Genomic DNA, 26,125 nt, shown 5'->3' with positions numbered 1-26,125 from the left:
CGTTCAGCGCGCCTGGCCGTCCCGATGCATTTCGCTCCGTCATCGGGCGAGGTGCCGCTCCGGGTCGAAATCGATGCCGGTGATGTAGCGCCGCCCGGCATGTGCCTTGATGTGGACAACGATGTCGATGGTCGACATCAGCAGGCGACGGATCACGTCGAACTCCAGCCCGCTGCCTTCGGCCGAGGCCTTGACCATCAGCGCAAGCTGGTCCCAGGTCTGGGCCGTGCTGCCCGCGTGGCAGCTGGTGATCGATCCCGGGTGCCCCGACGCGCAGTTGCGGATGAAGTAGAACGCCTCGTCGCCTCGCAGCTCGGCCAGGATGATGCGGTCCGGCTTCATCCGCAGGCACGCTTCCATGCAGCTCTTAGCCGTGACGTTGCTGGCGCTTTGCCCGCCCTTCGAGTACAGCAGGTGGACCGCGTTAGGCTGGCTGATGAACAGCTCGCGCGCATCCTCGATGGTGACAAGCCGCTCGTGCGCGGGGATATGGTTGACCAACGCTTTCATGAAGGTGGTCTTGCCGCTTCCCGTGGCACCGGCCACCACGATGTTCTTGCGATACAGCACGGCCTGCCTGAAGAACGTTGCGTAGTCGCGCGCGTGGCGCAGCTCCAGCAGCTCGCGGTCGTGGTCGTCCAGCACCCGTCCCTGCTCCAGGATCCGATCGAAGAAGCCGTCGGCCCGGTAATCCTCCAACGTCCGGCTGTCTCGCGATGGCAGGCGGATCGTGATCGACACGTTGCCGGCCTCGCAGGCGGGCGGGATCACGAACTGGGCGCGCTGGCCGGTCGGAAAGGTCAACGACACCACGGGATCTGCATCGGTAATGCGCTGGCCGGTGTTGCTTTCGTTGACTACCGCGGTGCAGAACTGCCGCGCGCGATCGAACGTTAGCGACGGTACGTCCACCCGCTGCCAGCCCTCGCGTCTTTCCAGGTACAGCTCGCCGGGTCGGTTGATGCAGATCTCCGTGACACCCGGCATGGCGAGGTACGGCCCGATGCCCAGCACGTCGTACTGGTAGTCGAGGAAGGCGCCCGACAGAGGGCTGACCGATGCTTCGGGCGGGCGGATCGCGGTGGCGGCCTGGGGTGTCATTGCAATGCCGCCACCACGCCGGAGAAGTCGACATCCCGCGCCACGTAAACGGTCACCACCGTGCCCTGGTGGATCGTGACGGTCGGCGGACGGCTGGTTTCCAGCGCCTGGTTGGCGAGCCGTTCCATCGTGCGCGCCGTGGTGCTCTCGTACGGCGACTGGACGACCACGCCACCGGCACCAATCTCCGACGAACGCGGGCCCTCCTCCGCGGCTGCGTATTTGAAGGCATCGCTGATCAGGCTGATGAGCAGGGCCGACGCGATCCGTTGGCCCCAGTGGGCGCTGTAGTGCCCTGGGTGCCCGGCCGAGCCGAGGTTGTCCACGCCCGGGCTGGACATGGCGACGTCCAGGCCATTGGGCGTCGTGATCCGGTCCCACACCACTTCGACCCGTGGGCCGGTGGGTCCGGTGTTGTAGCGCCCCAGCACCTTGGAGCCCTTGGGTATCAACAGGCGGCGGCCGTTGATGGAGTACACCGGCTCGGTGACGATGCAGGAGGTAAAACCGGGGACATCCGTCACGATCCGCGTCTCCAGCACGCAACGGATGTACGTGCCGCGCACGAGCAGCGTGTCCGGGCGGCGGATGGGGCGCGCTGCACTGGCGCTACCAGCATCGTCCTTCTGCGTGTCCGCTATTGCCGCCGTTGGGACGGCCCCCGGTGGCAGCATCCCGGCCCAGGGACCAGCCGGTGAGGAATCGACAGCAGCAGGATCACCGCCGTCGCGCATGCGCCGCTCCAGCAGCGTCGGTGCCCTGGTGGCCGCATAGCCCGTGCCGAACGGCTCACCTGCAGGCGGCAGCGGTGGCAGTTCCGGCGGGGGCTCCACCAGTGCGACCGGCGCGACCGCCTCGGGTGCCGGTTGTGGCAACGGCGGCGCATCCGGCAACGCCGGAATGACCACCGCCTCCTGGCGCTGGCGAGGCTGCGAGGAAGCGTCGTTGCCTGCATTGCCGAGTATCCAGAACGCCGCGGCCAATAGTGCAATCACGATACCGGCGAGGAACAGAAGCGCCTTGCGGTTGAGGCGCTGCACGTCGCTGCTCCTGAGCACGGGAGCGCCCGCATCCAGGTCTGGCGTGGACGTCTCGCCCGCGTAGTAAGGATTGGCTGCTGCTTCGCGCCCCGGCTGTACGTCGTGTGCCGGCTCGCGTGCGTGGGCGGGTGCGTCGTTGCTCATGGGAATCGCCTCCTCAACCCGACCACGTTCCTGCCGTGGCGAATCACCAGGTAGGGATAGGTGCCGTGGACCACGAGCGTGTTCGCCTCGACGGTGGTGTTGACCACGAAGTCCTCGCCATCCGCTTCCTCGCGACCGAATACGGCCGGAAAGTTGCCGGTCGGCAATTGCGGTGAGGGGTTCATGCGGATGTAGGTGAAGCGCCCGTCGTCGTAGACGTTAGACGGCACCAGCCACGCGTCGTCGCCCCGTGTCGAGTAGTCGTAGCCGAAGTGATAGCTGCGATCCTTGTCCAGGCCGATATCCAGCTCGGGCGTCATGTCCGTCGCTGCCACGCTCGCGCTGAAGCGCGTATCGGGGGGATAGCGGAACCTGATCCGGTACTGCACGCCGGCACGCTTGGCCTGTTCGAGCTCGGTCCAGTCAGTCGCGACCACATTGAGCTCGAAGATGTAGGCGTGCGTCTTCGTGCGCACCATCAGGTTGGTGTCGACGTCGACGTTCCGCGGCTTCAGGTAGAACACGTGCCCACGCCGCACCAGGTCCCAGCCACTGCTGAAGCCGCTGCTGTAGTCGAGAATCTCCTCGTCCGGGCTGAGCTCGATCTGGGTGGTGATGCCGAGGCCCGTGCGCACCGGGTAGACGCGGTCCGGCACGTACTCGTATTCGTCGATGGCCTGGGCCTGCGCGGGTCGCGGCAGGCACCCCGCCATCGCGGCGACCAGCATCAGGACAGCGGCTTGCAGGTAACGGCTCATTCCGCAGCCCCCTGTCCGCCTGTCGTCGTCATGGACGGCTCCGCGGCTCCGGCCACATCTGCCGCTTCCACCGCAGGCGCAGCCGTCGGATCCTCCGTCGGCACCTTTGCCTCCGAATGGCCCGGAGGCCGCTCCAGCGGTGGCATCGCGGCGTAATCGTTGTCGACGCGGTAGCTGGTCACCTGAAACCCGAGCGGATTCTCGATGCGGTCCTGCTCGTCCATCTTCAGGCCGGGCTTGTAGGTGAAGCCGAGCGTGGCGATCTTGCTGTCGAGGGGCTCGATCACACCACTGCCCTTGTCGTAGACGCTGCGCTGGAAGCGCACGGTGGCGCCGTCGGGTGGCGTGTCGACCCCACCACCCATGAACACGATGCTGAGGATGCGAACCCGCACCGCCTTTCCGCGCCCGTAGATCGAGAACGGCCGGTCCGGGTTGCGCGGCGAGTGCAATGCACTGAACGCGGCGGCCACCTGCGGCGCCGACATGCTGTGCACCGCACGCCAGTCCCGCAGCTGCATCAGTGCATCGTCGAAGGCCTCGCGCATCGTGACGAAGCGCGCTACGTGGCTGCGGTTGACCGCTTCGCTCGCCGTGACCCAACGCTGTCCGAAATCACTATCCACGCGTGCCACGGCTGCGTTGCCGGTGTGCGCGTCGGCCATCACCAGGAACGGCACCTTCTCCTTCAGCGGAAGCAGCGCGAAGCAGCCGGCGGCCAGCAGCACGGCCATCGTGATCGCGGCGAACGCGAGCATCCACGCACGGCGCTCGCTCCTGCGGGCCAGGTCGGCGATGGTGAGTTCGTAGTTCACCGCGCGCCCAACAGCGGCGTCGACGGCGGGGGTGGTGGCCTGCTTACCGAACATGCGTGCAATCCGTTGCTGCCCGCAAACACGGGCCGTTCCTAGTGGTAAAAGCGATGAATGACACCGATGTGGGCCGGTGCGTGGCCAACCCCGCCATCAAGGCGATGCCACGCCGGGTGCATTGCCTTCCGAGCCCTGCGGAACGGTCCGTGGCTGGGCGCTGTAGCGCACGACCAGACCGCCTTCCTCGACTGCCACGACGATTCCCTGGCCGGCGTACAGCTGGCTCAGCTGCGTAGCCGCATCGCCCAGGTCGGTGGTCGACAGCGCTTCCACGGGGCGGTGGAGGGTGAAGTCCGAATGGTGTTGGTACGACAGGCCCACGCCGGCATCGCGTGCCCAGCGCGACAGCATGCGCCTGAGCGTCCCGTCCATGGGCGAGGGCTGGAACCGGTATTGGCTGCGCAGGGGAATGGCCTGCGTCTGCGCGGCATACCGGTTGACCGGTTGCCACGTCCCCTTGAAGTCCGGCGCCGAACGCGCAGCACAGCCTGCAAACGCGATCGCGGCAGACAGAGGCACGAAGAGGAGGACGCGCGGCATCCTTGCGCGGTTCATCGGTTCACCTTTCCTTGGTGACGGGTTTGCAAGGGCGCGCACGCTACGGACACCCTTGATCCCGGTCAACCGGGCGTGAAAGCCGCCACAACCTTGCGACACAATGGGGCGCTGGTTTTCACGCCGTGCCCTACCTGCCCCATTCCGGAATCCCTACATGAAAGTCAGAGAAGTCCTACACCCGCTTGTCCAGCACAAGCTCGGCCTGATGCGCCGCGCCGACAACAGCACCAAGAGTTTCCGCGAGCTGGCATCGGAGGTGGCGATGCTGCTCACCTACGAGGCGACGGCCGACATGGAGACCGAGCCGGTGACGGTGGAGGGCTGGGCCGGGCCGGTCGAAACCCGCCGCATCAAGGGCGCGAAGGTCACGCTGGTGCCGATCCTGCGCGCGGGGCTGGGCATGCTGCCCGGCGTGCTGGAGCTGATCCCGGCGGCGAAGGTCGGCGTGGTCGGCCTGCAGCGCGACGAACGGACACTGCAGCCCATCGGCTACTACGAGAAGCTCACCGGCCGGATGGACGAGCGCACCGCGATCATCCTCGACCCGATGCTGGCCACCGGCGGCAGCCTAGTGGCGACGGTCGACCTGCTGAAGGCGGCTGGCTGCACGCGCATCAAGGGGCTGTTCCTGGTGGCCGCGCCCGAGGGGCTGCGAGCACTGGAAGCCCGGCATCCGGACGTGGAGGTCTACACCGCGTCCATCGACGAACGGCTCAACGAAGTGGGATACATCCTGCCCGGCCTGGGCGATGCGGGCGACAAGATCTTCGGGACTAGGCACGGCTGACCCCGACGCATTGCACGGCGGCCGTTGCGGCCGCGCTAGCGCCACCTGTCAGCCGCGACGTCGCACCGCCGCGCCGACGGCCAGTGCGGCGGCCGCCGCCACGATGCCCAGCGCCCACCACCAGCGGTTGCCTGTGCCTGCGGGTGGCGCCACGACATCCGCCGCGGTCTCGAGTACGGCCGGCCTTTCGTCCACCACCGGTGGCAATGGCGCGGCATTGAGCGCTGCCGCGGCGGTCCGTGGCGACAGTTGCCAACGGCCATCGCGCAGCTCCAACCGGCCCGCCAGCGGCGGCAGGTGCAGCTCGCGCCAGGTGATGCGCAGGTCGCCGACGGCGGGTGCCAGTGGGTTCTCCGCACTGCCCAGCCCATCGCCTTCGGGCTGGAAGGTCGCCGCCATGTTGAGCGGCAGGTCGCTGAAGGCCGGTCGGAACGGACGCCACTCGCCCAGCGCCTGCAATACGGTTTCATCGATGGGATGCCCACCGAGCGTTGCATCGCGCGCCCACCAGCGCTGGCTGTCGATGGGCAGCGGCGGGTTCTGGTAGTCGGCACCGAAATCGGCCGACTCGATACGGCCCGCGCTCCACACGCGCTCGAGCTGGTCGCCGCTGCGACGCCACTGATACATCTGCACCTGACGGTCCAGGCCGAATTCGCGCGTGGACACGCCGAAGTCGGGGTCGACCAGGACGGCCCCCGGACTGGGGATGGCATCCTCCGGCACCGGCACCGCGGGGCGTGGCGCGGGCGCAGCCGTGGCCACGGCCATGCACGCGGCCATGCCGCATGCCCACGCCACCACGGCCGCGCGCCAGGCGCGCCGGAACCTCATGCAGCCAGCGCCCGCGCGTGCAGTTCGGGGACTTCGTGCGTGGTGCCGTAGCGGCCGCGCTCGTCGCGCGTGACCTGTGCAAGCGCGCACCCCGGGTCATGGGTGAAGAACAGATGGACGTTGCGCGCCTGCATGTCGGCGAGGAATGCCTGCTTCTCGTCGATCAGCAGCTCGGCATTGCGGTCGTAGCCCATGGTGATCGGCACGTGCACCCACGGGCGGCCCGGGATCAGGTCGGCACAGAACACGACGCCACCGTGCGGCTGGCCATCCACGCGCTCGGGGCCGACGATCTCCGCCAGCATCAGGCCCGGCGTGTGGCCGTGGCTGAAGTGGAAACGCACGGTGTCGCCCAGCGCTTTCGAATGCGGGCCGTCGACCAGCTCCAGCCGGCCGGTGGCTTCCAGCAACGCAGGCAACTCCGGAATGAAACTGGCACGGTCGCGCGGGTGCGGCTGCGTGGCGCGCTCCCAGTGCTCGCGACCCACGACGTACGTCGCGTCGGGGAAAGCCAGCTTCGGCGGCTGGCCTTCTTCGTAGGGTTCCAGCAGGCCACCGGCATGGTCGAAGTGCAGGTGCGACAGCACCACCACGTCGATGTCCGAAGGCTTGAAGCCGGCGGCCGCCAGCGAGTCCAGCAGCACGTGCCGGTCCTCGACCACGCCGTAGCGCTCGCGCAGTTTCGGGTCGAAGAACGCGCCGATGCCGGCCTCGAACAGCACCGTCTTGCCGTTGAGCGGCGTCGCGAGTAGCGCGCGGCAGGCCAGGTCGATGCGGTTCTCGTCGTCCGGCGCGGCCCAGCGCCCCCACAGCGCGCGCGGCGCATTGCCGAACATGGCGCCGCCGTCGAGCTTCTGCGAATTGCCCATCAACGACCAGAGTTTCATGGCCGGCTCCTGAGATATCGATCGGTTTGATCGGTTGGCTGGGGGCAATACGGTACTGCGGACTGCATTAGCGCGTCGTTGACGCGAAGCGGCCGCTTCGCACCAGACCGGTACCGACTCTACTCCGCGCGGCGCACGGCAGCCTCGCCCACCGGATTGCGCGGGTCGCTGGCGGCCTCGAGCGTATTTTCGACGCGATCCCACGACACCGTCTGCAGGTTGCCCCAGGTGTGGCTGGACGCACCGCCGGTAACCTCGTCCGGCGGCCGCTTGACGCTGTGGCCCATGGCCTCCAGCGCCGTGGCCACATCCAGCGACAGTGCGCCGGTTTCAGCGGAGACCTCGTCGGGCATCCACTGGTGGTGGTAGCGCGGCAGTGCCGCCACATTCGCCGCGTCCAGGCCGTCCGCGTAACCGAGCATGCCCAGCAGCACCATGGTGATGATCCGGCTGCCGCCCGGCGTACCGAGCACGGCGACCTGTTCGTCCGACACCATGAAGCTGGGCGTCATCGAACTGAGCATGCGTTTGCCCGGCTCCACTGCGTTGGCATCGAACCCCATCACCCCGAATGCGTTGGGCGTGCCCGGCTTGAGGGCGAAATCGTCCATCTCGTTGTTGAGCAGCACGCCCGTGCCCGGCGGCACCAGGCCCGAGCCGAACAACAGGTTCACCGTCTGCGTGACCGCGACCCGGTTGCCCTCGGCGTCGATGATGGAGAAATGCGTGGTTTCCTCGTCCTCCAGCGGCGTGGGCTGGCCCGACAGCAGGTCGCTCGGCGTGGCCTTGTCGGGATGGATGGTCGCGCGAAGGCCTGCGGCGTAGTCCGGGTCGGTCAACAGCGCGAGCGGCATGTCGACGAAATCCGGGTCGCCCAGGTAGAAGGTGCGGTCACGGTAGGCGCGGCGCATGGCCTCGACCGTGAGGTGGACGCGCTGCGCTTCGGGCAGCGCCTCCAGGTCCCACGCCGAGAGGATCTGCAGCATCTGCGCCAGTGCGACGCCGCCCGACGACGGCGGCGGCGCGGTGACGACCTGCCAGCCGTTGTAGTCGAAACGCAGCGGCTCGCGCTCGCGCACGCGGTAGCCGGCCAGCTCCTCGGCCGTCCAGCGCCCGCCTTCGGCTTCGACGCCGGCCAGCAGGCGCTGCGCGATGTCGCCGCGATAGAAGCCGTCGAAGCCGTCGCGGGCGATCGATTCCAGCGTGCGCGCCAGCTCGGGCTGCTTCAGGGTCTCGCCGACCTCCGGCGGGTCGCCGTCGGCAAGATATACCGCGCGGGTCCCGTCGTAGCGCTCCATGACCTCGGCGCGCGCCCGGTAGCCACGTTCCAGCCGCTCGTAGACGGGAAAGCCCTCGCGCGCCAGGCGGATGGCCGGAGCCAGGGTGCGTTGCAGCGGCAGGCGTCCGTATTCCTGCGCGACGTGCACCAGCGCAGCCGGCAGGCCCGGAATGCCCGCGGCCCACGGCCCGTTGGTGGCGCGGTCGCGGTCGAGTTTCCCGTCCGCGTCCAGGTACACGCCCTCTCCCGCGCTGGCGGCGGGCGCGGTCTCGCGGGCATCGATGAAGACATCGCGGCCGGTGTCCGCGTCGTGCAGCAGGAAGAAGCCGCCGCCGCCCAGGCCCGAGCTGATGGGCTCAACCACCGCCAGTGCGGCCGAAACCGCCACGGCCGCATCGAAGGCATTGCCGCCTGCGTCGATGGCGTCGAACCCTGCCTGCGTCGCCAGCGAGTGGGCGCTGGCGATGGCGGTGCCCGGCGGTGTGTCGGCGACAGGTGCCTGGCGCGCCTCTGCAGTCCGCTGCACTTCTTCTGCATGCAGCGTCGGGGCACCGATGAACAGCACGGTGGCCAGCGCGAGGGTTCGCAATGCTTCACGCATGCAGCAAGTCTCCGTGCAAGGCCCGTCGATGGGCCGACAGTTCAGTGGTGTCGATCAGGATGCCGCCTGCAGCCGTGCCAGCTTGGCCAGCAACTGGCCCTGGTCCTCCGGGTGCTCGGGGTCGGGGTCGATGCACTCGACCGGACACACGACGACGCATTGGGGTTCGTCGTAGTGGCCGACGCACTCGGTGCACCGCGCCGGGTCGATCACATAGATCACCTCGCCCTGCGAGATGGCCTGGTTGGGGCAGGCCGGCTCGCAGACGTCGCAGTTGACGCACAGCTCGTTGATCTTCAGCGACATGGGGACACGGTAGGAGGGGCGCGGGCGGCGATCAAGCAGCGCGGATGGAACGGTACGGGACGTCGGCCCGATGCGGAATTTGGATTCCGGCTGGATCGCCCAACGGCTACGGTTCCAATGCGCAAGAAGGACATGGCCGCATTTGCGGCCATGTCCGTGTTTCAACTGAATCCCTGCCCTCGCAGGGACGACGCCTTGGCAAAGGCGTGGCCGCTAGGCGGCCATGCGGGCGTCGTGTCCATGGATCCCTGCTTTCGCAGGGATGACGACTTGGCAAAGGCGTGGCCGCTTCGCGGCCACGCGGGCGTCGGATCCATGGATCCCTGCTTTCGCAGGGATGACGCACCGGCAAAGGCATGGCCGCTAAGCGGCCATGCGCCGGTGCGTCACTTGGCTTCGACGAACTTGTAGTTGACGCCGGTCGGGGCGACGGCGGCTTCGACGCGTGCGCTGTCGGCGGCATTGCCGATGAAGAGCACCTTGACGCCCTTCATCGAGCCCGGGTCGGCGCCTTCGAACGCCGACACGATCATGTCGGCCATCTTCGCCGAGGCCGGCGAGCCGTAGGCCAGCATGTTGCCCTCGGTCACGCCGCGGGCGATGTCGCCCTGGGCCTTTTCCAGCTGGCGGTCGTAGAAGCCCTGGAAGTCGGCGGCATCTTCGGCCGGCAGGTAGTACAGGTACGGGCTGGAGACGACGTCGTCCATGTTGCGGCGGACGACCTCGGTCAGATAGGTGCCCCAGGCGTCGTCGTTGTTGTCGGCCGGCACGGTGAGCGGCGCCTGCTCGACCACGGCGGTTTCGTCGGCTTCCTGGTTACAGGCGGCCAGCATCGGCAGCGACAGGCAGGCGACCAGCAGCATGCGGGTGGTGGTGTTCATCGGGATCCCCGTTTGGTTTGTGGAACGTGGTGGTTCGTGGTGCGTGGATGGACGTTCATTCGCGGGTGCGCTGCCATTCGGCCTGCAACGCCTCGGCCACGGCCGGCGGCACGAAGCCCGACACGTCGCCGCCCAGGCGCGCGATCTCGCGCACCAGCGAAGAGGAAATGAAGCCGTACTGCTCGGCCGGCGTGAGGAACAGCGTCTCCACCTCCGGGATCAGGTGGCGATTCATGCTGGCCAGCTGGAACTCGTATTCGAAATCCGAGACCGCGCGCAGGCCGCGCAGCAATACACCGGCACCGACCTGGTCCACGAAATGGGCCAGCAGGCAGTCGAACCCGCGGACTTCGATATGGGGGTGGTGGGCGACGGCGTCGCGCGCCAGTTGCACCCGCAGCTCCAGCGGCAGCGCCGGACCTTTGCCCGGACTTTCGGCGACGCCGATGATCAGGCGCTCGAATAGCGGCGCGGCGCGGTCGACCAGGTCGATATGGCCGTTGGTGATCGGGTCGAAAGTGCCCGGGTAGACAGCGATGCGGGTACGGGCCACGGTCATTCGGAAGGCTTGAACCGGTATTGGGGCGAGCGGCCCGGGTCGGGCGGGAAGTCGGTCAATCGCCGGCCGGGACGGCCCCGTCGACGTCGCCCGGGAGTGTATCAGCGGGTTGCGCGACACGCCGGTACAGCGCATGCCGCACCTCGCGCGTGCGCCCCTCGCGGTGCAGGCGCCAGCCGTCGGGCAGCGCGGGAACGGCGTCGACCGGGGACTCCACGTACAGCCACGCATCGGGCTTCATACGCGGCGACAGGGCCTGCAGCGCCGCTTGCCACAGGTCGCCCGCGAACGGCGGGTCGACGAACGCCACGTCCCATTGCGCATCGGCCTGCTGCGGCAGCCAGGCGAGCGCGTCGGCGTTGACGGCCCGGCCGGCCTCGCCGCCCGGGAGGCGCGCCAAGGTGGCGGCCAGTGCATCGGCCAGTGCGCGATCACGCTCGACCAGCACCGCACCGGCGGCGCCACGCGACAGCGCCTCCAGTCCCAGCGCCCCGCTGCCTGCGAACAGGTCGACCACCTGCGCCCCGGAAAGGACCGGCTGCAGCCAGTTGAACAGCGTCTCGCGCACCCGGTCGCTGGAGGGACGAAGGCCGGCCACGTCCGGCACCTGCAGTCGCGTGCCCCGCCAGCGGCCGGCGATGATGCGCACCGTGCCGGGCGCCTTGTCGTGGGCTGCCCCGGCGCGTGCGTGTCGGCTGCGAGAGGCTTTGTTCATCGGGCTTGGCGGGGGGCGGGTGCTAGCATGTGGGCATTCTCGCGCATCCGCAGACAGCCCCGCTCGATGGTCAGTTTTTTCCGCCGCAAGAAGCCCGAAACGCCCGCTTCCGAGCGCAAGTACAACATCGAGGAACTCGCGGCCGCGTTCCCGGAGTCTCGACGCGAGGCGCCGCCTGAAGCGGCGCCGTCGGCCGATGCCGATGAGCCGGCGGCGGCGCCTGCCGCAACCCCATCTGCATTGCAGGACGCATCCGCACCCCGCCCCGCCGAACCCGTGCCCGTCCCTGCGGAAGTCATCGCTGCGGCCATGGAAGACGGCGCGCCGGAGCCTGTGGCCGAGCGTCCGGCGACCGCCGAACCCGCAGTCGAACCCGTACCCACCGAACCCGCGCCTGCCGCACCCGGCAAGGCCGGCTGGCGCGACAAGCTGCGCGGCAGCGCCTTTGCGCGCAGCTTTGGCGGTCTGTTCTCGCGTAATCCGCGGCTGGACGACGACCTGCTCGATGAGATCGAGACCGCGCTGATCACCGCCGACGTTGGCGTGTCGGCCACCACAGAGCTGGTCGAGGACCTGCGCAAGCGCATGAAGGCGCGCGAGTTCGCCGACGCCGGCGCGCTGCTCGATGCGCTGCGTGCGGACCTTGTCGCATTGCTCGCGCCAGTGGCGCGCCCGCTGGTGATCGACGAGGCCGCCAAGCCCTTCGTGCTGCTGACGGTGGGCGTCAACGGCGTCGGCAAGACCACCACCATCGGCAAGCTGGCGCGCCGCTTCAAGGACGAGGGCCGGCCGCTGATGCTGGCCGCCGGCGACACCTTCCGCGCCGCCGCGGTCGCGCAGCTGCAGGCCTGGGGCGAGCGCAACGGCGTCCCGGTCGTGGCACAGGGGCAGAACGCGGATGCGGCTTCGGTGGCGTTCGATGCGCTGCAGGCGGCCAAGGCCCGCGGCACCCAGGTGCTGATTGCCGACACCGCCGGCCGCCTGCACACCCAGCAGGGGCTGATGGCCGAGCTGGGCAAGATCAAGCGCGTGATCCAGAAGCTCGACGCGTCCGCGCCGCACGAGGTGCTGATGGTCATCGACGGCACGACCGGCCAGAACGCCCTCAGCCAGTTGCGGCAATTCCATGCCGCGGTCGGCGTGACCGGGCTGGTGGTGACCAAGCTGGACGGCACCGCCAAGGGTGGCGTGGTGTTCGCGCTGGCCCGCGAGTTCGGCATCCCGATCCGGTTCGCCGGCATCGGCGAGCGACCCGAGGACCTGCGCGTGTTCGACGCGCAGGCATTCGTGGACGCCCTGCTGCCCGACGCGCTCGGCCGCTGACCACCCGGCTTCGCCACCCTTGATGAGCGACGCCCCCGCCTCGACCGACCCCGCTACCGCGCGTCGCCGCCGTTGGCCCTGGGCCCTGGCCGCAGTGGCGCTGCTGCTCGCGTTTTCCTACTGGGCCACCCGGCCGGCGCGCGTGTCGACCGTGGTGCTGTCGCGCGTGGAAGCCGCGCTGGGGCTGGAGATCACCGCCGCGGGTGCCAGCGAGTACCGCCTGCGCAACGAACCGACTCTGGTGCTGCGCGACGTCGTGGTACGCCAGCCGGGCGCGGAAACACCGCTTCTGCGCGCCGAGCGCATCCTGCTGTCGCTGCCCTGGTCAACGCTGCGCGCGGCCGGCGCCGAGCTGGTGGTGCGCCGGGTCGAACTGGACGCGCCGCAGCTCGATCTGTCCGCATACCAGGCATGGCAGGCGACGCGGCCGCCTGCGCCACCTCGCCTGCCGACGTTGACCGACGGCCTGGCGGTCAGCGACGGGCGCATCGGGGGTGGCAGCTGGTCTATCGATGGCGTCGACATCGACGTTCCGTCCTTCCACCCGGACCGCGCCGTAGCCGGCAAGGTATCGGGCCGCTACCGGACGGCGCGCCTGGCCGTGCCTTTCACGCTGCAGGCTGCGCTGACGCGCCCGGCGCGCGGCGCCGGACTCGGCCTATCAGGCGGCATCGAGGTGCAGGCCGACACCTGGCGGCTGCCGATGGCCGCGACCGCCAGCGGCCGGCTGCACGAGGGCGACGACGGGCTTGGCCTGGACGGCCTGCGCTACGCGGCAGACGCGCGATACGTGGGTGGAGAGGTCGATGAGGCCTTCGCGCTCGGCATCGCCGGCCGGCTCCGCTACCGGGAGGGTCGACTGACGTTGGACCCGTTGGGCGTCGCAGTCGACGGGCACACGCTGATTCCCGAGCTGGACGCCGGCGGCCGCCTGTCGCTGGATGACGCGCTCGCCCTGCAACTGGAGGGCACGCTGGCGCGGTGGCCCGCGACGTGGCCGGCGCTGCCCGAGCCGCTGGCGTCCTCTGACTCGCCCCTGCCGATTGCCCTGCGCTACCGCGGAGCCCCCGACCTGTCGGGCGATACCGGGCTGCAGCTGGAGCGTGACGGTGCCCGGTTCGATGGCGGTTTCCGGCTGCCAGAGGTGCTGGCCTGGCTGCAGGTGCGCGATACAGACACCCCCTTGCCGCCGTTGCGCGGCCGCCTGGAAGCCCGACGCCTCGAGATCGCCGGTGCGCAGATGCACGGCGTGGTGGTCGAGTTCGAGGACGAGCCTTCGCCGGCCGATATCCAGTGAGCGGGGCCGACGATTTCGCCCCGCGCCTGCTGGCCTGGTTCGACGGCCACGGCCGCCACGACCTGCCCTGGCAACATCCGCGCACGCCGTACCGCGTGTGGCTGTCGGAAATCATGCTGCAGCAGACGCAAGTGAAGACGGCGACCGGCTATTTCGAGCGCTTCGTCGCCGCCCTGCCCGACCTGCCGGCGCTTGCGGCGGCGCCACTCGACGACGTGCTCGCGCTGTGGTCGGGGCTGGGCTACTACGCCCGCGCCCGCAACCTGCATGCCGCCGCGCGCCGGTGCGTGGACGACTACGGTGGCGAACTGCCGCGCGACCTCGATGCCCTCACCGCGCTACCCGGCATCGGCCGCAGTACCGCCGCGGCGATCCTGTCGCAGGCGTGGGGCGAGCGGTGCGCGATCCTCGACGGCAACGTCAAACGGGTGCTGTCGCGGTACCACGGTGTCGAAGGCTGGCCCGGCAAGCCGGCCATCGAGAAGCAACTGTGGACGCTGGCCGAGCGGCACGTCGCGCACCCGTCGCTGGCACCCGCGCGCATGCCCGACTACACACAGGCACAGATGGACCTGGGCGCGACGATCTGTACCCGCGCGAAGCCGGCTTGCGTCCTGTGCCCGCTGCAGTCCGACTGCGTCGCGCGCATCGAAGGCCGCACCGGCGAGCTGCCGACGCCGCGGCCTGCAAAGGTGCTGCCGCAACGCAGCGCGCAGGTGCTGTGGCTGGAAGATGCGCAGGGCCGCGTGCTGCTGCAGCGCCGCCCGCCCACGGGCGTGTGGGCCTCGCTGTGGTCGTTGCCCCAGCTCGACGATGCCGAAGGCACGGATGCCTGGTGGTCGTCGCATATCGGAACCGCGCGAAGCGAGGGCGCCGCGCTCGACCCGATAGACCACGCATTCAGCCACTACCGGCTGCAGTTGCACCCACGGCGCTGGAGCGGGGTCGAGCCCGCTCCACGCCTGCGCGACAATGACGCACTGCGTTGGCTGCGCTACGACGAGCTGGCGACCCTCGGCATTCCCGCCCCCGTGCGACGCCTCATCGAAACCGCCCGTAACTGACCCCCAAGCCACAGGACCTGCACATGCCCCGCACCGTCTACTGCGAATACGAGAAGCGCGAGACCGAAGGCCTGGACTTCGTGCCGTGGCCCGGCCCGCTCGGACAGCGCGTGTTCGCACACATCGGCAAGGCCGCATGGTCGAAGTGGCTGGCGCACCAGACCATGCTGATCAACGAGAACCGCCTCTCGCCCATGAATCCGGAGCACCGGACGTTCCTGGCCGAACAGATGGAGAAGTATCTGTTCGGCGGCGACGCCGAACAGCCCGCCGGCTACGTACCGCCCGGCGCCTGACCGCGCTCCACGGTGTCAACCTCCTGGCGCATCTCGCGCTCGGCCTGCTTGAGCGCGGCGCCATCCACGGGTCGGATCTGCTCGATCCGGCAGGGGATGCGCATGGTGTTGGACCCCAGCACCAGCACGTCGTCGAAGCGTGCATGCACCCGCCCGGACTGGTTGGTCACGGTGATGGCATGGGCGTACTCCAGGTCCTGGCAACTGTCAGTCAACTCCAGCAGGTAGGCCTGGCTGGGCCGCGTCCACACGGCCAGCGCGCGGTCGCCCAGCGGCGTCCAGCCATTGAGGCGTCCGAAATACTGGAAGCTGCTGACCGGCGCACCGGCGTGCTCGCGATACAGCGCAAGGCGCTGTTCGTCACGAAGGCCGGCATTGGTCGCGCAGCCGGCCAGCAGGGTCGCAGTTATTGCAGCGGCGAGCGCGAGCCGCGCAATGGCGGGTTTTGACGATCGATCGTGCGATGGACGTTCCATGGCAAGGCCTCCTCTTTCATTGAATCGCGGACACGTCCGGCACTTCATCCGCGCAATGGCAGGATCGACCTCGCGCGGCGTGCTACCCGGCGCACACGGGCTCCGGACGGCCCTCTCGGCCCATGATGCGCCGGCCCATTCCACCCGTCTCGCCACATCGTCCCGACATTCAGGCCCGATGCGGCTTGCCAGTCCCGCAACCCGTCCGTATGATGCCGCTCCTCGCACGGCCCGCCGTGACGTGGCCGGGTAGCTCAGTTGGTAGAGCAGGGGATTGAAAATCCCCGTGTCGGGGGTTCGATTCCCTCCCCGGCCACCATTCTTCGGATCGTGTGGTACGCAAGCCCCGCAAGGCCTCGAGCCGATGCGGGGTTTTTCGTTTGTGTGGCCGGCGATGCCTCTTTTCTCACCGGCACCCGTATGTGCCGCGTCCGCGAGCTTTCCGCGTCCCGCGCCTGCCCGGCACGCATGTTGCTTGGTCGGTAGACTCGCCCGTACGCCGGGATGGAGGCTGCCATGCCCCTCGCCACGCCACGCTCTCGACCGCTGCGCTTTGCCGCCTTCATGGTGGCGGCCGTCCTGTTGGTGGCCGTTGGCGTGGCGACCGTCTGGGGCATCCGCGGGTTTGCGCGCGGCGCGGAGTGGGTGGAGCACTCCTACCAGGTGATTGCCGGCATCGGCGGCGTGGAGAACGCCGTGAGGACGGTGGAATCCACCGCACGCGGCTACCGCCTGACCGATCGCCCCGAGCAGCAGGCCGAGTACCTCGCCGCCGTGCCGGTCGCACTCACCCAGGCCGGCGCGCTGGAAAGCCTGACCCGCGACAACCCCGCGCAGTTGCAGCGTGCCCAGGCACTGCGCGCCAGCGTCGAGGCACGGCTGGCGGAGCTGGACGCACTGGTCGAACTGCAGAACACCCAAGGCGCCGAGCAGGCCCGACTGTCGTCGATGGCGGGCATCGGCCAAGGCGAATCAACGCGGCTGGCATCGCTCGCCTCCACGATGCGCGCGGCCGAGCGCGCACTGCTGGACGCCCGCCGCAGCGACACCTTGCTGCGGGCCAACCTGTTGATCGGCTTCGTGGTGCTGGGCATCGTGATGCCGCTTGCCCTGCTTGGCCTGTTGCTGTCGGGCCTGCTCCAGGAAACCCGCCGCAGCCGGTCGCTGGAGCGCGAAGCGCGCCAGGCCATGCGCGAGCTTGAAGCCTCGGTCGTGTTGCGCGACCGCCTGTCCGAGCAGCGCCGCAGCCTCGGCGTGTATGCCGGCCTGCTGCAGAGCTGCCAGAACCTGGACGAGGCGATGGCGATGACCGCCAACGTGATCGCCGAACTGCTGCCCCACACGGGCGGCCGCTGCTACACCCTGCGCGCCTCGCAGAACCTGGCCGAGACCACCGCGCGGTTCGGCGCCGAGCAGATCCCAAGCGAGGAGCTGCTGCAGCCCGACCACTGCTGGGCGCTGCGTCGCGGCCAGCCGCACCGCACCGGCAGGGGCCACGGGCACGTGTACTGCCGCCACCTGTCGGTCGAACCGGGCCAGTCCGATACATGGACGGTTTGCGTGCCGCTGATGGCGCAGGGCACGTCCCTGGGCCTCCTGCACGTAGCGGCGCCCGAGGCCAGCGAAGGCCACGACGGCGACGTCGCGCTGCTGGAGGCCGTCGGTGAGCAGCTGAGCCTGGCCATGGTCAACCTGCAGCTGCGCGAGACGCTGCGCGTGCAGTCCCTGCGCGACCCGCTGACGGGCCTGTTCAACCGGCGCTACCTGGAAGAGAACCTCAACCGCGAGATCCAGCGCTGCGAACGGCGAGGCCTTCCGTTGTCGGTGCTGATGGTCGATGTCGACCACTTCAAGCGCTTCAACGACGAACACGGCCACGCCGCCGGCGACGCACTGCTCGCGAAGATCGGCCAGACGCTCGAGCAGCTCACCCGCGACGAGGACATCGCCTGCCGCTACGGCGGCGAGGAGTTCACCGTGGTGCTTCCCGAGACCGATGGCGACAGCGCACGCCGCCGCGCCGAGGAGATCCGCAGCGCGATCGGCGCCACCACGGTCAACCACCTGCGCAAGACACTCGGGCCCAATACGGCCTCCATCGGCATCGCCACGTTCCCCAACGCCGGCGACGCCCCCTCGCGCCTGCTGGAAGTCGCCGACGCCGCGCTCTACCGCGCCAAGGCGCAGGGCCGCGATCGGGTCGTTTCGGGCTGATCCGACACCCCCGGGCCGTTGTGTCGGCTCGGCTACCATTGAACACCCTTCCCGCACTCGCGACGATTGCCCTGGACCGTTCACGCCACGACCTGGATGCCGCACGTCGCCAATGGCTCGAGGGCTTGGCGAGCGAGCACCGCGACCGCAACGACGCGGCGACCGCATTCGCGCTGGCACAGGGCGAGTGGCGGTGCGGGGAATACGCCCGTGCGATCGTCCACTTCACCGAGGCGCGTGATCGCGCCCCCGGGGTGCCGGAAAGCCATCTGTCGCTGCTGCGTTGCGCGGCAATGCTTGGCCACCACGCGCTCGAACGCACGGCGCTGGATGAGGCCCTCCGGCTTCACCCGGAGCATCCCGGCATTGGCCTGCACGCGGCATTGCTCGACATCCCCGGCAACCTGGATCACGCCCGGGAGCAACTGTCGCGCTTCCCGGACAATGCGACGTGCAGGGAGTTCAAGCAGGCACTGGATGCGGTCATCGATGCGACGCCGCTGCCTCCCTGCTCTGCGGATCCCGCGGAGCAGGCGCGCCGGGCGGCGCTTGACTGGGTCCTGGCGCATTCGACATCGCCCGCCGTGCACCAGGGCTTGCCCGACCGCGTGCTGCAACGCGCACTCGATGCCGCGCCCGCTCAGGGCCTGACACTGGAATGCGGCGTCTATTTCGGCCGGTCGCTGGGTCTGATCGCCGAGCGCACCGACGGTGCGGTACATGGCTTCGACAGTTTCGAAGGCCTTCCCGAGGCATGGAGCGCGGCCGAAGGTCCGGGCGCCTACAGCACAGGTGGCCGCATGCCCGAGGTGGCCGCGAACGTGACCCTCCACGCGGGCTGGTTCCAGGACACGCTGCCGCGCTTCCTGGCGCAACACGCCGGGCCGGTGCGCCTGCTGCACGTGGACTGCGATCTCTACAGCTCCACGCGCACGGTGCTCGATGCGCTGGCCGACCGGCTGGTGCCGGGCTCGGTCGTGGTGTTCGACGACATGCTGGCCTACCCCGGCTTCGAGCAGCATGAGCTGCGCGCGTTCGAGGAGTTCGTCGCCGAGCGTGGCATACGCTGGGAGCTACTGGCGGCATGCATGCTGGGCCGCGAAGTGGCCATACGCATTACCGGCCCCTGAGCCCGCGAAGGCCCCGGACGCATTCGCTGGCGCTGTGGTTCAATCCAGCGTCCATTGAACCGGGGAGAGCTCCATGATCCGCATTGCCCGTCTTGCGCTTGCCGCCAGCGTCTTCGCCGTCGGCACCGCCGCGGCCACCGAGCCTGTCGCCCTGCAGTGCGGACGCCTGTTCGATGCGCGCGCGGGGCGGATGCTCGACGCGCACACGGTGGTCGTGCGCGATGGGCGCATCGAGCGCGTGGAGTCCGGTCGCGTGGACGTCCCGGGCGCCAGGGCCGTCGACCTGTCCGGCCACAGTTGCTCGCCGGGCTGGACCGACCTGCACGTGCACCTGGGCAGCCAGTCCAGTCCGCAGAGCTACTCGGAGGGCTTCCGGCTCGACCCGGTCGACTACGCGTTCCGCTCCGTCGGGTATGCGCGCAAGACGCTGATGGCGGGGTTCACCAGCGTGCGCGACCTCGGCGGCGAGGTCAGCCCGCACCTGCGTGACGCGATCAACCAGGGCCTCGTGGTGGGCCCGCGCATCTGGGCGGCCGGCAAGTCGATCGCCACCACCGGCGGCCACGCCGACCCCAGCAATGGCGTCAACGATGCGCTGTCGCACCTGATGGGCCCACCCGGGCCGACCGAGGGCGTCATCAATTCGCCCGAAGACGCCCGCCAGGCCGTGCGCCAGCGCTACAAGGAAGGCAGCGACGTCATCAAGATCACCGCCACCGGCGGCGTGCTGTCGTACGCGCGCTCGGGCGATGCGCCGCAGTTCACCGAGGATGAAATCAAGGCCGTGGTGTCAACCGCGCGCGACTACGGCTACAAGGTGGCCGCCCACGCGCACGGCGAGGAAGGCATGCGCCGGGCCGTTGCCGCGGGTGTCGACACCATCGAGCACGGCACCTACATGAGCGACGAGGTGATGGCGCTGATGAAGCGCAACGGCACCTGGTACGTGCCCACCATCCACGCCGGCCGGTTCGTCGCCGACAAGGCGAAGATCGACGGCTACTTCCCCGAGGTGGTGCGGCCCAAGGCCGAGCGCATCGGCGCACTGATCCAGGACACCGCTGCGCGCGCCTACCGCAACGGCGTCAAGATCGCTTTCGGCACCGACATGGGCGTGGGCCCGCATGGCGACAACGCGCGCGAGTTCGTCTACATGGTGGAGGCCGGTATCCCCGCCGCGGTGGCGCTCCAGTCCGCGACGGTCCGCGCCGCCGAAGTGCTGGGCGTGGACGACCAGGGCGTGATCGAGGCCGGCAAGCGCGCCGACATCGTCGCCATGCCCGGCAACCCGGTCGAGGACATCAATGCCGTGCTGGCCGTGGACTTCGTCATGAAGGACGGCGCCATCCACGCCGCACCGGGCGCCTGAAGGCCCGCGGCGGTTGAAGCGCCCGGGCGGTCAGTGCCGCCCGGCTAGGACGACCGCCAACAGCCAGGCGCACAGGGCGATGCGCTGCGATACCGGCGCCGGCCACCACGGCACCGGTATCACCACCATCACCAGCACCCCACCCGCCAACACCGCCTGCGCCAGGGCGAACCGGTGCCAACCGGGCTGGCGGCCCAGGCCGGCGGCCAGCGCCGCAGCGCCGGGGATGAACGCGACCCACCACAGCAGCCAGGCCGCGGCATGGCGCTGGCTGATGGGACCGTCCAATGAATTCACGTCCAGCGGCAGCAGCCCCTGAGCGGCAAATGCGACGCCCGATACCGCGAGCATCCAGCAGCCCATCCCGGCCAACATGCCGGCGGTCGTCGGAATGCGGCCGCGCAGGCGCACCCCGACCACGGCCGCGACCACGCCCGGCAGTACGAACGCCAGCGCGTTGAATCCGATGGCACCCGGCATGCCGCGCGCGCCGAGCAGGCCGACCGGGTGCACGAGGTGCGAGTAGCCGTCCAGCGCTGCGGCGAATGCGACCACGGCCACCACGCACACGGCAGCGGCCGCCGTGCCCATGTGCCGCAGGGCGCCCTGCACTCGATCCTGTCTTTCCATGCCGGCATGCTAGCGGGCCTTTGCCCGGTTGCGACGGCCGCGCCCCGCCCCCATCTGCCGTACGACCCCGAACGAGTACCCCCGATGACCGCAGACACCGCCCCCCGCCACGTATTCGATGCCACCGCCGACGCCTTCGAGTCGCAGGTCCTGCAGAAGTCCCTGCAGGTGCCGGTGCTGGTCGATTTCTGGGCCGAGTGGTGCGGGCCGTGCAAGCAACTGGGGCCGGTGCTGGAGAAGCTGGCGGCCGAGTACAACGGCGCGTTCGAGCTGGCCAAGGTCGATGTCGACAAGGAGCAGCAGCTGGCGGCCGCGTTCCAGATCCGTTCGATCCCCACGGTGATGCTGGTCAAGGACGGGCAACTGGTGGATGGCTTCCCGGGCGCGTTGCCCGAAGGCCAGTTGCGCGAGTTCCTCAGGCAGCACGGCATCGAGCCGGCGGCTGCGCCGGCGGAGGATGACGCCGCCGACGTGGCGGCCGCGCCGCTCGATCCGCACGCCGAGGTCGAGCGCCTGCGCGCCGCCATCACCGCCGCGCCGGACAACGACGAACTCAAGCTCGACCTGGCGCTGGCCCTGCTGCAGACCGGGGCCACCGACGAGGCGCGCACGCTGCTGGACGGCCTGCCCGCCAACCTGTCCACCGACGACCGCGCCCAGCGCGCGCAGGCGCGCCTTGCGTTTGCGTCGGTCCTGGCCGATGCCCCCCCGGCCGCCGAGCTGGAAGCCGCCATCGCCGCCGACGGGAACGACCTCCGGGCCCGGCACCTGCTGGGCGTCCGCCATGTCGTCGGCGACCGGCCCGAGGCGGGCCTGGAGCAGTTCATCGAGATGCTGCGCCGTGACCGCGAGTTCGACGGCGGACTCCCGCGCAAGGCGCTGATCGATGCGTTCCGCATCATCGACGACGCCGAACTGGTCGGCCGCTACCGCCGCCGCATGTCCTCGCTGCTGTTCTGATCCCGTCACAAGCCCGCCGGCCACGGCGGGCAGTTGACTGTACGCACGCGTATGGCAGGCTGGCCCGCCCTGCCCCGCCGGTCCGCGCATGAAAGCCAGTACGTTCCGCCACCTGCTCAACTTCTGGCCGCCGTTCCTGTTCACCGGCATCCACGTCACGACGATGTCGGACGACTACCGGCGTGCGCGGGTCGAGCTGCGCATGCGTCCGTGGAACCGGAACTACGTCGGCAGCCACTTCGGCGGCAGCCTGTTCGCGATGACCGACCCGTTCTGGATGCTGTTGGCGATGAAGTCGATCGGGCGCGACTACATCGTCTGGGACAAGGCCGGCACCATCGAGTTCGTCAAACCCGGCCGCGGGACGGTCCACGCGGAGTTCGTGCTGGAGGACGCCGTGCTGGAGGAACTGCGCCAGGCGACGGCCGACGGCGACAAGGCGCTGCGCTGGTTCGGCACCGACGTGCGTGACGCCGATGGCGAGGTCGTCGCCCGCATCCGCAAGCAGCTGTACGTACGGCGCAAGCGCGGGCGTTGAGCCGGCCTTTCCCGACTCAGTCGCGCAGGCGAGCGGGTATCGGCAAGCGGAAGGTGCTGCGCGTGTCCTCCTTCTCCATCACCTCCAACGCCGCTCCGCCGTCGACGACGTCGACCGGCCATGCCCCTTGCAGGGCCGCAGGCCGGGCGGCCAGCCGCTCCGCCAGCGGGCGAGGATCGGAGGCATCGATGCCGTGCAGCCACGCCAGCGTGGCGGTCAGGCGGATGTGGTCGCCGAATGCCTTGGCCCGTGCGACGTAGGTCGCGTACGCGGGCTCGGCAATGTCCATGAAGATGCAGCCCGAGGCGTTGCGAACGCATTCCAGGCGCGCCCAGATCGGCGGTCTCGGCGTGTGCAGCGCGGCCTCCAGCCCATCGCCGCCGCACGCACGCTGCAAGGCATGGGCAGCGGCTGCGTCAGTCATGTCGGCGCGATAGAACAGACCGGCGGCCTGGCCGTCCACTGCGTCCGCCAGCTGTAAGCGCAGCGCTTTCCCGGATTCGTACTCGCCGCGCATGGCGGTGCACGTCGACATCTCATGCGGTGAGGGCGGCACGAGCGCTGCTTCACAGGCCGGCGGCAACGCAGCCCCTGCGGGCCACCGGTCCAGCATCTCGGCAAAGAGTTCCATCTGGCCTTCGGCCACGCGCTGTGCCATCGACCAGACCAGCAACGACTCCGAATGGGCCGTCAATTGTCGCCACGCAGAGATGTCGCCGCACACCTGCGAGAGCGCGGGGGCAGGTTCGCCACTGGCGAAAAGCGCGGCCCGGTGCGATTGCAGCGCGGTACTGATCCCTTCAAGTCCCGGCCATGCAAGCGTATGCGGCAGCAGCGAACGGTAGTGCCCGTACGTGGACAGCCGATCGATGCGGTCAATCCATGCCCGGTGCGCTTCGACCCATCCGTTGGCATCGTCGCCCGCCGCCTCCACCGCGGACAGGCAGGGCCCGTCGCTGCTGCACGGCGCGGCGTCCAGGTCGGGCTTGAAGGGCACCTTGTCGCCGACCAGGTGCCGCTCGAAATCCTTCGGCAGCGTGAGCATGCCGTTCGTTGAATCCACGGCGATGCCCTGCCACGGGCCCGGCTGCTCCAGTGCCGACAGTTCCGCATCGTCGAGGGGGTAGCGCAGCAGCATCATCGCTGCGAAGGCATTGCGTCCGGGCAGCTCGACCGGACGCTCCATTTCCGCGAGCGCGGCCCGTTGCGCCGCCGTGGCACCCCGCCATGCCGAGGCGCCGTACACCGCGCCCGCCAGCAGGACCACGCTGCCGGCCGCCACCAGCATCCATTTCACGCCCTGGTGCATCGCATCCCCCTGCCGAATCCGTTCAGCCGTGCATCCTGTCGCAGCCCGGCGCCGACGGCAAACACGGCGGCATCCGGCCGCGGTATGCTCGGACGTCCGCAACAGGGGGCGGCCCATGTCGAACCTCGTGTCCGACCACGAACACGATGCACCGCCGTTGCCGGAGATCGCCGGCTACCGCCTGCTGCGCGTCATCAACCACGGCGGCATGTCCACCGTGTATTTGGCCGAGCAGGTGGCGCTGTCACGGGAAGTCGCCGTCAAGGTGATGATGCCGCAGGCGCTGACCGACGAAGTCAGCCGCCGCCGCTTCGAGAACGAAGTCCGCACCGTCGCGCGGCTGGAGCACCCGCACATCGTCGGCATCCACGAGGTCGGGCGCACCCGCGACGGGCTGCCCTACTACTCGATGCCGAACATGCCGCGCGGCCACCTGGGCCAGCGCAACTTCCATGAGGCGGTCGCGCATGGGGACGAGCGCCGCGTACTGGAGATCACCCGTGCGCTGCTGTCGGCGCTGGAGTACGCGCACGGTCGCGGGGTGGTACATCGCGACGTCAAGGCCGAGAACGTGCTGTTCGACGAAGGCGAGCGCCCGCTGCTGGCCGACTTCGGCATCGCCCTGCGCCGGGGCTTCGGCCCGCGGGTGACATCGGCGGGCATGGCCGTGGGCAGCACCGCGTACATGGCACCCGAGCAGGCACGCGGCGAAACGGTCGACGGCCGTGCCGACCTCTACAGCCTGTCGGTGCTGCTGTGGGAGATGCTGACGGGCGAGCTGCCGTTCCGCGCCGGCGATGCCCTGACGATGGCGGTCATGCACGCCCAGGACCCGATCCCGAAACTGCCGCCGCACCTGCGCCACTGGCAGCGCTTCATGAACCGGGCGCTCGCCAAGCAGTCCGCTGCGCGGTTCCAGAACGTGGCGGAGATGCGCGAGGCGATCGACAAGGTGGACGGTCGTCGGCCGCTCCCGGGCGTGGTGCTGCTGCACCGCGGCCTGGCGCAGGTGCGTCGCCAGCCGAAGGTCGCCGCGATCGCGGCCGCGCTACTCGTTACCGTGGGCGCGGGCGCGTGGCTGCTGTCGCGCGATGGCGCGCAGGGCGACGGCTTCTTCCGCGCGGTCACCGCCAACGCGAACGACCCGGTGGCGACCGATCGCGTGGACGTCGCCGACGCGATGCTCCGCCCGCTGCCCGAAGCGCCGCTGCAGACGTCGCTGGAGAACGCACGCCGCCAGATCAAGGCGCGCAACCTCACCGAGCCCGAAGGCGACAATGCGTACGCCAGCGTGCTCAGCGCATGGCGCGTGGAGCCGGACAACCCCAACGTGCAGTCGACCATCGGCGATCTCACCGATGCCTTCGCAGGCGAGCTTACCGGCCACCTGCGTGCCGGCCGGAATACACGTGCACGCGAGTACTACGAGCACGCGACCCGCCTGTCCACGACGACCCGCACGCAGGATTCCGCCGCGATCGCGCGCATGCGCGCCGGCATCGACGACGTCCTGTCGGACCGGGCCGACGCGGCGGTGCGCGACCACGATGCCGAGGCCGTGCAGCAGCTCGCGGCATTGGGCGGGACCTTCGGCCTTTCCAAATCGCAGACCGATGCCCTGCTCGCGCGTGCCGATGCCATCCCGCGTCGTGGACAGCCGGTGGCCGGCGATCCTCTCGGCGCCGTCATCATCGACGAAGGCCTCGCACTGGCGCGCCGGCCGGTATCGCGTGCGCTGTACTCGCGCTTCAGCCAGTCCACCGGCCGCGAGGCTTCGCTGTGCCGCGAGCGGGTGTCGCTGCTGCGTGTGATCGATCCGCGCAGCTGGCGCGAGCCGGGCTTCCCGCAGGGCAACGACGACCCGGTGGTGTGCGTGTCGGTCGCCGATGCGGAATCGTTCGCCGGCTGGTACAGCCGCCAGAGCGGCCACAACTACCGCCTCCCCAGTGCGGCGGAGGCGCGGCAGCTGGCCAGCCAGCTCGGCAATCGGCCGCTGTCGTTGTGGGTGCGCGACTGCGGCAGCGACTGCCAGCATCGCCAGGTGCTGGGCGGATCGTGGCGGGACGGAAAGGGCCAGCGCGCGCTGGCCGCCTCGCGCGGCTACGACGACGTCGGCTTCCGACTGGTACGCGAGCTGTAGCACCCGACGCGCGAGCGCCGACCACCCCACCGCGGACGGCGCGCCCGCCTACAATGC

General features: G+C 69.6%; 26 protein-coding genes and 1 tRNA gene. 12 read left to right on the top strand and 15 right to left on the bottom strand.

All coding sequences use genetic code 11. The features are described from left to right. Positions 1-39 precede the first annotated feature (39 nt). From virB11 to K6753_RS08570, 5 genes are all read right to left on the bottom strand, one after another. The gene (gene virB11, locus K6753_RS08590; protein ID WP_223676034.1) at positions 40-1,101 is read right to left on the bottom strand and encodes a P-type DNA transfer ATPase VirB11; all 1,062 of its coding nucleotides are present in this window, start codon (positions 1,099-1,101) and stop codon (positions 40-42) included. Next, entirely contained in the window at positions 1,098-2,285 is a 1,188-nt protein-coding gene (locus K6753_RS08585) for a TrbI/VirB10 family protein (protein WP_223676033.1), read from the bottom strand. The genes virB11 and K6753_RS08585 overlap by 4 nt, the downstream gene beginning before the upstream one ends. After that, positions 2,282-3,043 carry a TrbG/VirB9 family P-type conjugative transfer protein gene (locus K6753_RS08580; RefSeq protein ID WP_425492087.1) on the bottom strand — a complete coding sequence of 254 codons (762 nt, stop codon included), beginning with the start codon at positions 3,041-3,043 and terminating at the stop codon, positions 2,282-2,284. The genes K6753_RS08585 and K6753_RS08580 overlap by 4 nt, the downstream gene beginning before the upstream one ends. Then, positions 3,040-3,912, bottom strand: coding sequence for a VirB8 family type IV secretion system protein (locus K6753_RS08575; RefSeq protein WP_223676032.1), 873 nt, complete (start codon positions 3,910-3,912; stop codon positions 3,040-3,042). Before K6753_RS08575 ends, K6753_RS08580 begins: the two co-directional genes overlap by 4 nt. Positions 3,913-4,008: 96 nt before the next feature. After that, complete coding sequence (locus K6753_RS08570; RefSeq protein WP_223676031.1) at positions 4,009-4,455, bottom strand: hypothetical protein; 447 nt, start codon at positions 4,453-4,455, stop codon at positions 4,009-4,011. A 172-nt stretch (positions 4,456-4,627) separates the two neighbouring features. Here K6753_RS08570 and upp point away from each other — a divergent pair, with 172 nt between their 5' ends. Beyond that, a complete protein-coding gene (upp, locus tag K6753_RS08565) occupies positions 4,628-5,260 on the top strand; it encodes a uracil phosphoribosyltransferase (protein WP_223676030.1) in 633 nt (210 codons plus the stop codon). 48 nt (positions 5,261-5,308) lie between these two features. Here upp and K6753_RS08560 read toward each other — a convergent pair whose 3' ends face one another. From K6753_RS08560 to rsmD, 7 genes are all read right to left on the bottom strand, one after another. Beyond that, positions 5,309-6,094: a TMEM43 family protein gene (locus K6753_RS08560; RefSeq protein WP_223676029.1), complete on the bottom strand. Its 786-nt coding sequence runs from the start codon at positions 6,092-6,094 to the stop codon at positions 5,309-5,311. Beyond that, a complete protein-coding gene (locus K6753_RS08555; protein ID WP_223676028.1) occupies positions 6,091-6,981 on the bottom strand; it encodes an MBL fold metallo-hydrolase in 891 nt (296 codons plus the stop codon). The genes K6753_RS08560 and K6753_RS08555 overlap by 4 nt, the downstream gene beginning before the upstream one ends. A gap of 119 nt (positions 6,982-7,100) precedes the next feature. After that, a complete protein-coding gene (gene ggt, locus K6753_RS08550) occupies positions 7,101-8,861 on the bottom strand; it encodes a gamma-glutamyltransferase (RefSeq protein WP_319936658.1) in 1,761 nt (586 codons plus the stop codon). Positions 8,862-8,915: 54 nt separating this feature from the next. Further along, positions 8,916-9,167, bottom strand: a complete 252-nt coding sequence (locus K6753_RS08545) for a YfhL family 4Fe-4S dicluster ferredoxin (protein ID WP_223676027.1) — start codon at positions 9,165-9,167, stop codon at positions 8,916-8,918. 386 nt (positions 9,168-9,553) lie between these two features. Further along, positions 9,554-10,048 carry a hypothetical protein gene (locus K6753_RS08540; protein WP_223676026.1) on the bottom strand — a complete coding sequence of 165 codons (495 nt, stop codon included), beginning with the start codon at positions 10,046-10,048 and terminating at the stop codon, positions 9,554-9,556. A gap of 55 nt (positions 10,049-10,103) precedes the next feature. Then, positions 10,104-10,607, bottom strand: coding sequence for a pantetheine-phosphate adenylyltransferase (gene coaD / locus K6753_RS08535; RefSeq protein ID WP_223676025.1), 504 nt, complete (start codon positions 10,605-10,607; stop codon positions 10,104-10,106). A gap of 55 nt (positions 10,608-10,662) precedes the next feature. Next, positions 10,663-11,322 (bottom strand): 16S rRNA (guanine(966)-N(2))-methyltransferase RsmD, encoded by a 660-nt coding sequence (gene rsmD / locus K6753_RS08530; protein ID WP_223676024.1) that lies wholly within the window; start codon positions 11,320-11,322, stop codon positions 10,663-10,665. 66 nt (positions 11,323-11,388) lie between these two features. On the opposite strand from rsmD, the gene ftsY reads away from it, so the two are divergent. From ftsY to K6753_RS08510, 4 genes are read left to right on the top strand one after another with little or no spacing between them, the layout of a single operon-like run. Next, positions 11,389-12,645, top strand: a complete 1,257-nt coding sequence (gene ftsY, locus K6753_RS08525; protein ID WP_223676147.1) for a signal recognition particle-docking protein FtsY — start codon at positions 11,389-11,391, stop codon at positions 12,643-12,645. Positions 12,646-12,667: 22 nt separating this feature from the next. After that, positions 12,668-13,942 carry an AsmA family protein gene (locus K6753_RS08520; protein WP_223676023.1) on the top strand — a complete coding sequence of 425 codons (1,275 nt, stop codon included), beginning with the start codon at positions 12,668-12,670 and terminating at the stop codon, positions 13,940-13,942. Continuing rightward, positions 13,939-15,006: an A/G-specific adenine glycosylase gene (gene mutY, locus K6753_RS08515; RefSeq protein WP_223676022.1), complete on the top strand. Its 1,068-nt coding sequence runs from the start codon at positions 13,939-13,941 to the stop codon at positions 15,004-15,006. Before K6753_RS08520 ends, mutY begins: the two co-directional genes overlap by 4 nt. A 23-nt stretch (positions 15,007-15,029) precedes the next feature. Continuing rightward, positions 15,030-15,302: an oxidative damage protection protein gene (locus tag K6753_RS08510; protein ID WP_223676021.1), complete on the top strand. Its 273-nt coding sequence runs from the start codon at positions 15,030-15,032 to the stop codon at positions 15,300-15,302. Here the strand turns inward: K6753_RS08510 and K6753_RS08505 are convergent. After that, complete coding sequence (locus tag K6753_RS08505; protein ID WP_223676020.1) at positions 15,281-15,778, bottom strand: DUF6491 family protein; 498 nt, start codon at positions 15,776-15,778, stop codon at positions 15,281-15,283. The two genes, K6753_RS08510 and K6753_RS08505, sit on opposite strands and share 22 nt — an antisense overlap. 243 nt (positions 15,779-16,021) lie before the next feature. Between K6753_RS08505 and K6753_RS08500 the strand changes: the two genes are divergently transcribed. The 4 genes from K6753_RS08500 (at position 16,022) to K6753_RS08485 (ending at position 20,491) form a co-directional block, all read left to right on the top strand. Then, positions 16,022-16,097: transfer RNA gene (locus tag K6753_RS08500), tRNA-Phe, on the top strand. Positions 16,098-16,294: 197 nt separating this feature from the next. After that, complete coding sequence (locus K6753_RS08495; protein WP_223676019.1) at positions 16,295-17,992, top strand: sensor domain-containing diguanylate cyclase; 1,698 nt, start codon at positions 16,295-16,297, stop codon at positions 17,990-17,992. A gap of 38 nt (positions 17,993-18,030) precedes the next feature. Further along, the gene (locus K6753_RS08490) at positions 18,031-19,122 is read left to right on the top strand and encodes a class I SAM-dependent methyltransferase (protein ID WP_223676018.1); all 1,092 of its coding nucleotides are present in this window, start codon (positions 18,031-18,033) and stop codon (positions 19,120-19,122) included. Between the two features lie 73 nt (positions 19,123-19,195). Beyond that, positions 19,196-20,491 carry a metal-dependent hydrolase family protein gene (locus tag K6753_RS08485; protein WP_223676017.1) on the top strand — a complete coding sequence of 432 codons (1,296 nt, stop codon included), beginning with the start codon at positions 19,196-19,198 and terminating at the stop codon, positions 20,489-20,491. 30 nt (positions 20,492-20,521) lie between these two features. Here K6753_RS08485 and K6753_RS08480 read toward each other — a convergent pair whose 3' ends face one another. Continuing rightward, positions 20,522-21,121 carry a DUF998 domain-containing protein gene (locus tag K6753_RS08480; RefSeq protein WP_223676016.1) on the bottom strand — a complete coding sequence of 200 codons (600 nt, stop codon included), beginning with the start codon at positions 21,119-21,121 and terminating at the stop codon, positions 20,522-20,524. A gap of 84 nt (positions 21,122-21,205) precedes the next feature. Between K6753_RS08480 and trxA the strand changes: the two genes are divergently transcribed. Both trxA and K6753_RS08470 read left to right on the top strand, forming a co-directional pair. Then, positions 21,206-22,081, top strand: a complete 876-nt coding sequence (gene trxA, locus K6753_RS08475; protein WP_223676015.1) for a thioredoxin — start codon at positions 21,206-21,208, stop codon at positions 22,079-22,081. Positions 22,082-22,169: 88 nt separating this feature from the next. After that, complete coding sequence (locus K6753_RS08470; protein ID WP_223676014.1) at positions 22,170-22,619, top strand: DUF4442 domain-containing protein; 450 nt, start codon at positions 22,170-22,172, stop codon at positions 22,617-22,619. 16 nt (positions 22,620-22,635) lie between these two features. Here the strand turns inward: K6753_RS08470 and K6753_RS08465 are convergent, their stop codons facing one another. Beyond that, on the bottom strand, positions 22,636-24,045 hold the full coding sequence (locus tag K6753_RS08465) for a hypothetical protein (protein WP_223676013.1): 1,410 nt from the start codon (positions 24,043-24,045) through the stop codon (positions 22,636-22,638). Here K6753_RS08465 and K6753_RS08460 point away from each other — a divergent pair. Beyond that, positions 24,044-26,068 carry a bifunctional serine/threonine-protein kinase/formylglycine-generating enzyme family protein gene (locus tag K6753_RS08460; RefSeq protein ID WP_223676012.1) on the top strand — a complete coding sequence of 675 codons (2,025 nt, stop codon included), beginning with the start codon at positions 24,044-24,046 and terminating at the stop codon, positions 26,066-26,068. The two genes, K6753_RS08465 and K6753_RS08460, sit on opposite strands and share 2 nt — an antisense overlap. Positions 26,069-26,125 lie beyond the last annotated feature (57 nt).

It is taken from the genome of Novilysobacter selenitireducens (genome assembly GCF_020026895.1).
In the GTDB taxonomy this organism is placed as follows: domain Bacteria; phylum Pseudomonadota; class Gammaproteobacteria; order Xanthomonadales; family Xanthomonadaceae; genus Lysobacter_C; species Lysobacter_C selenitireducens.
This window is presented reverse-complemented; position numbering and strand designations above follow the sequence as displayed.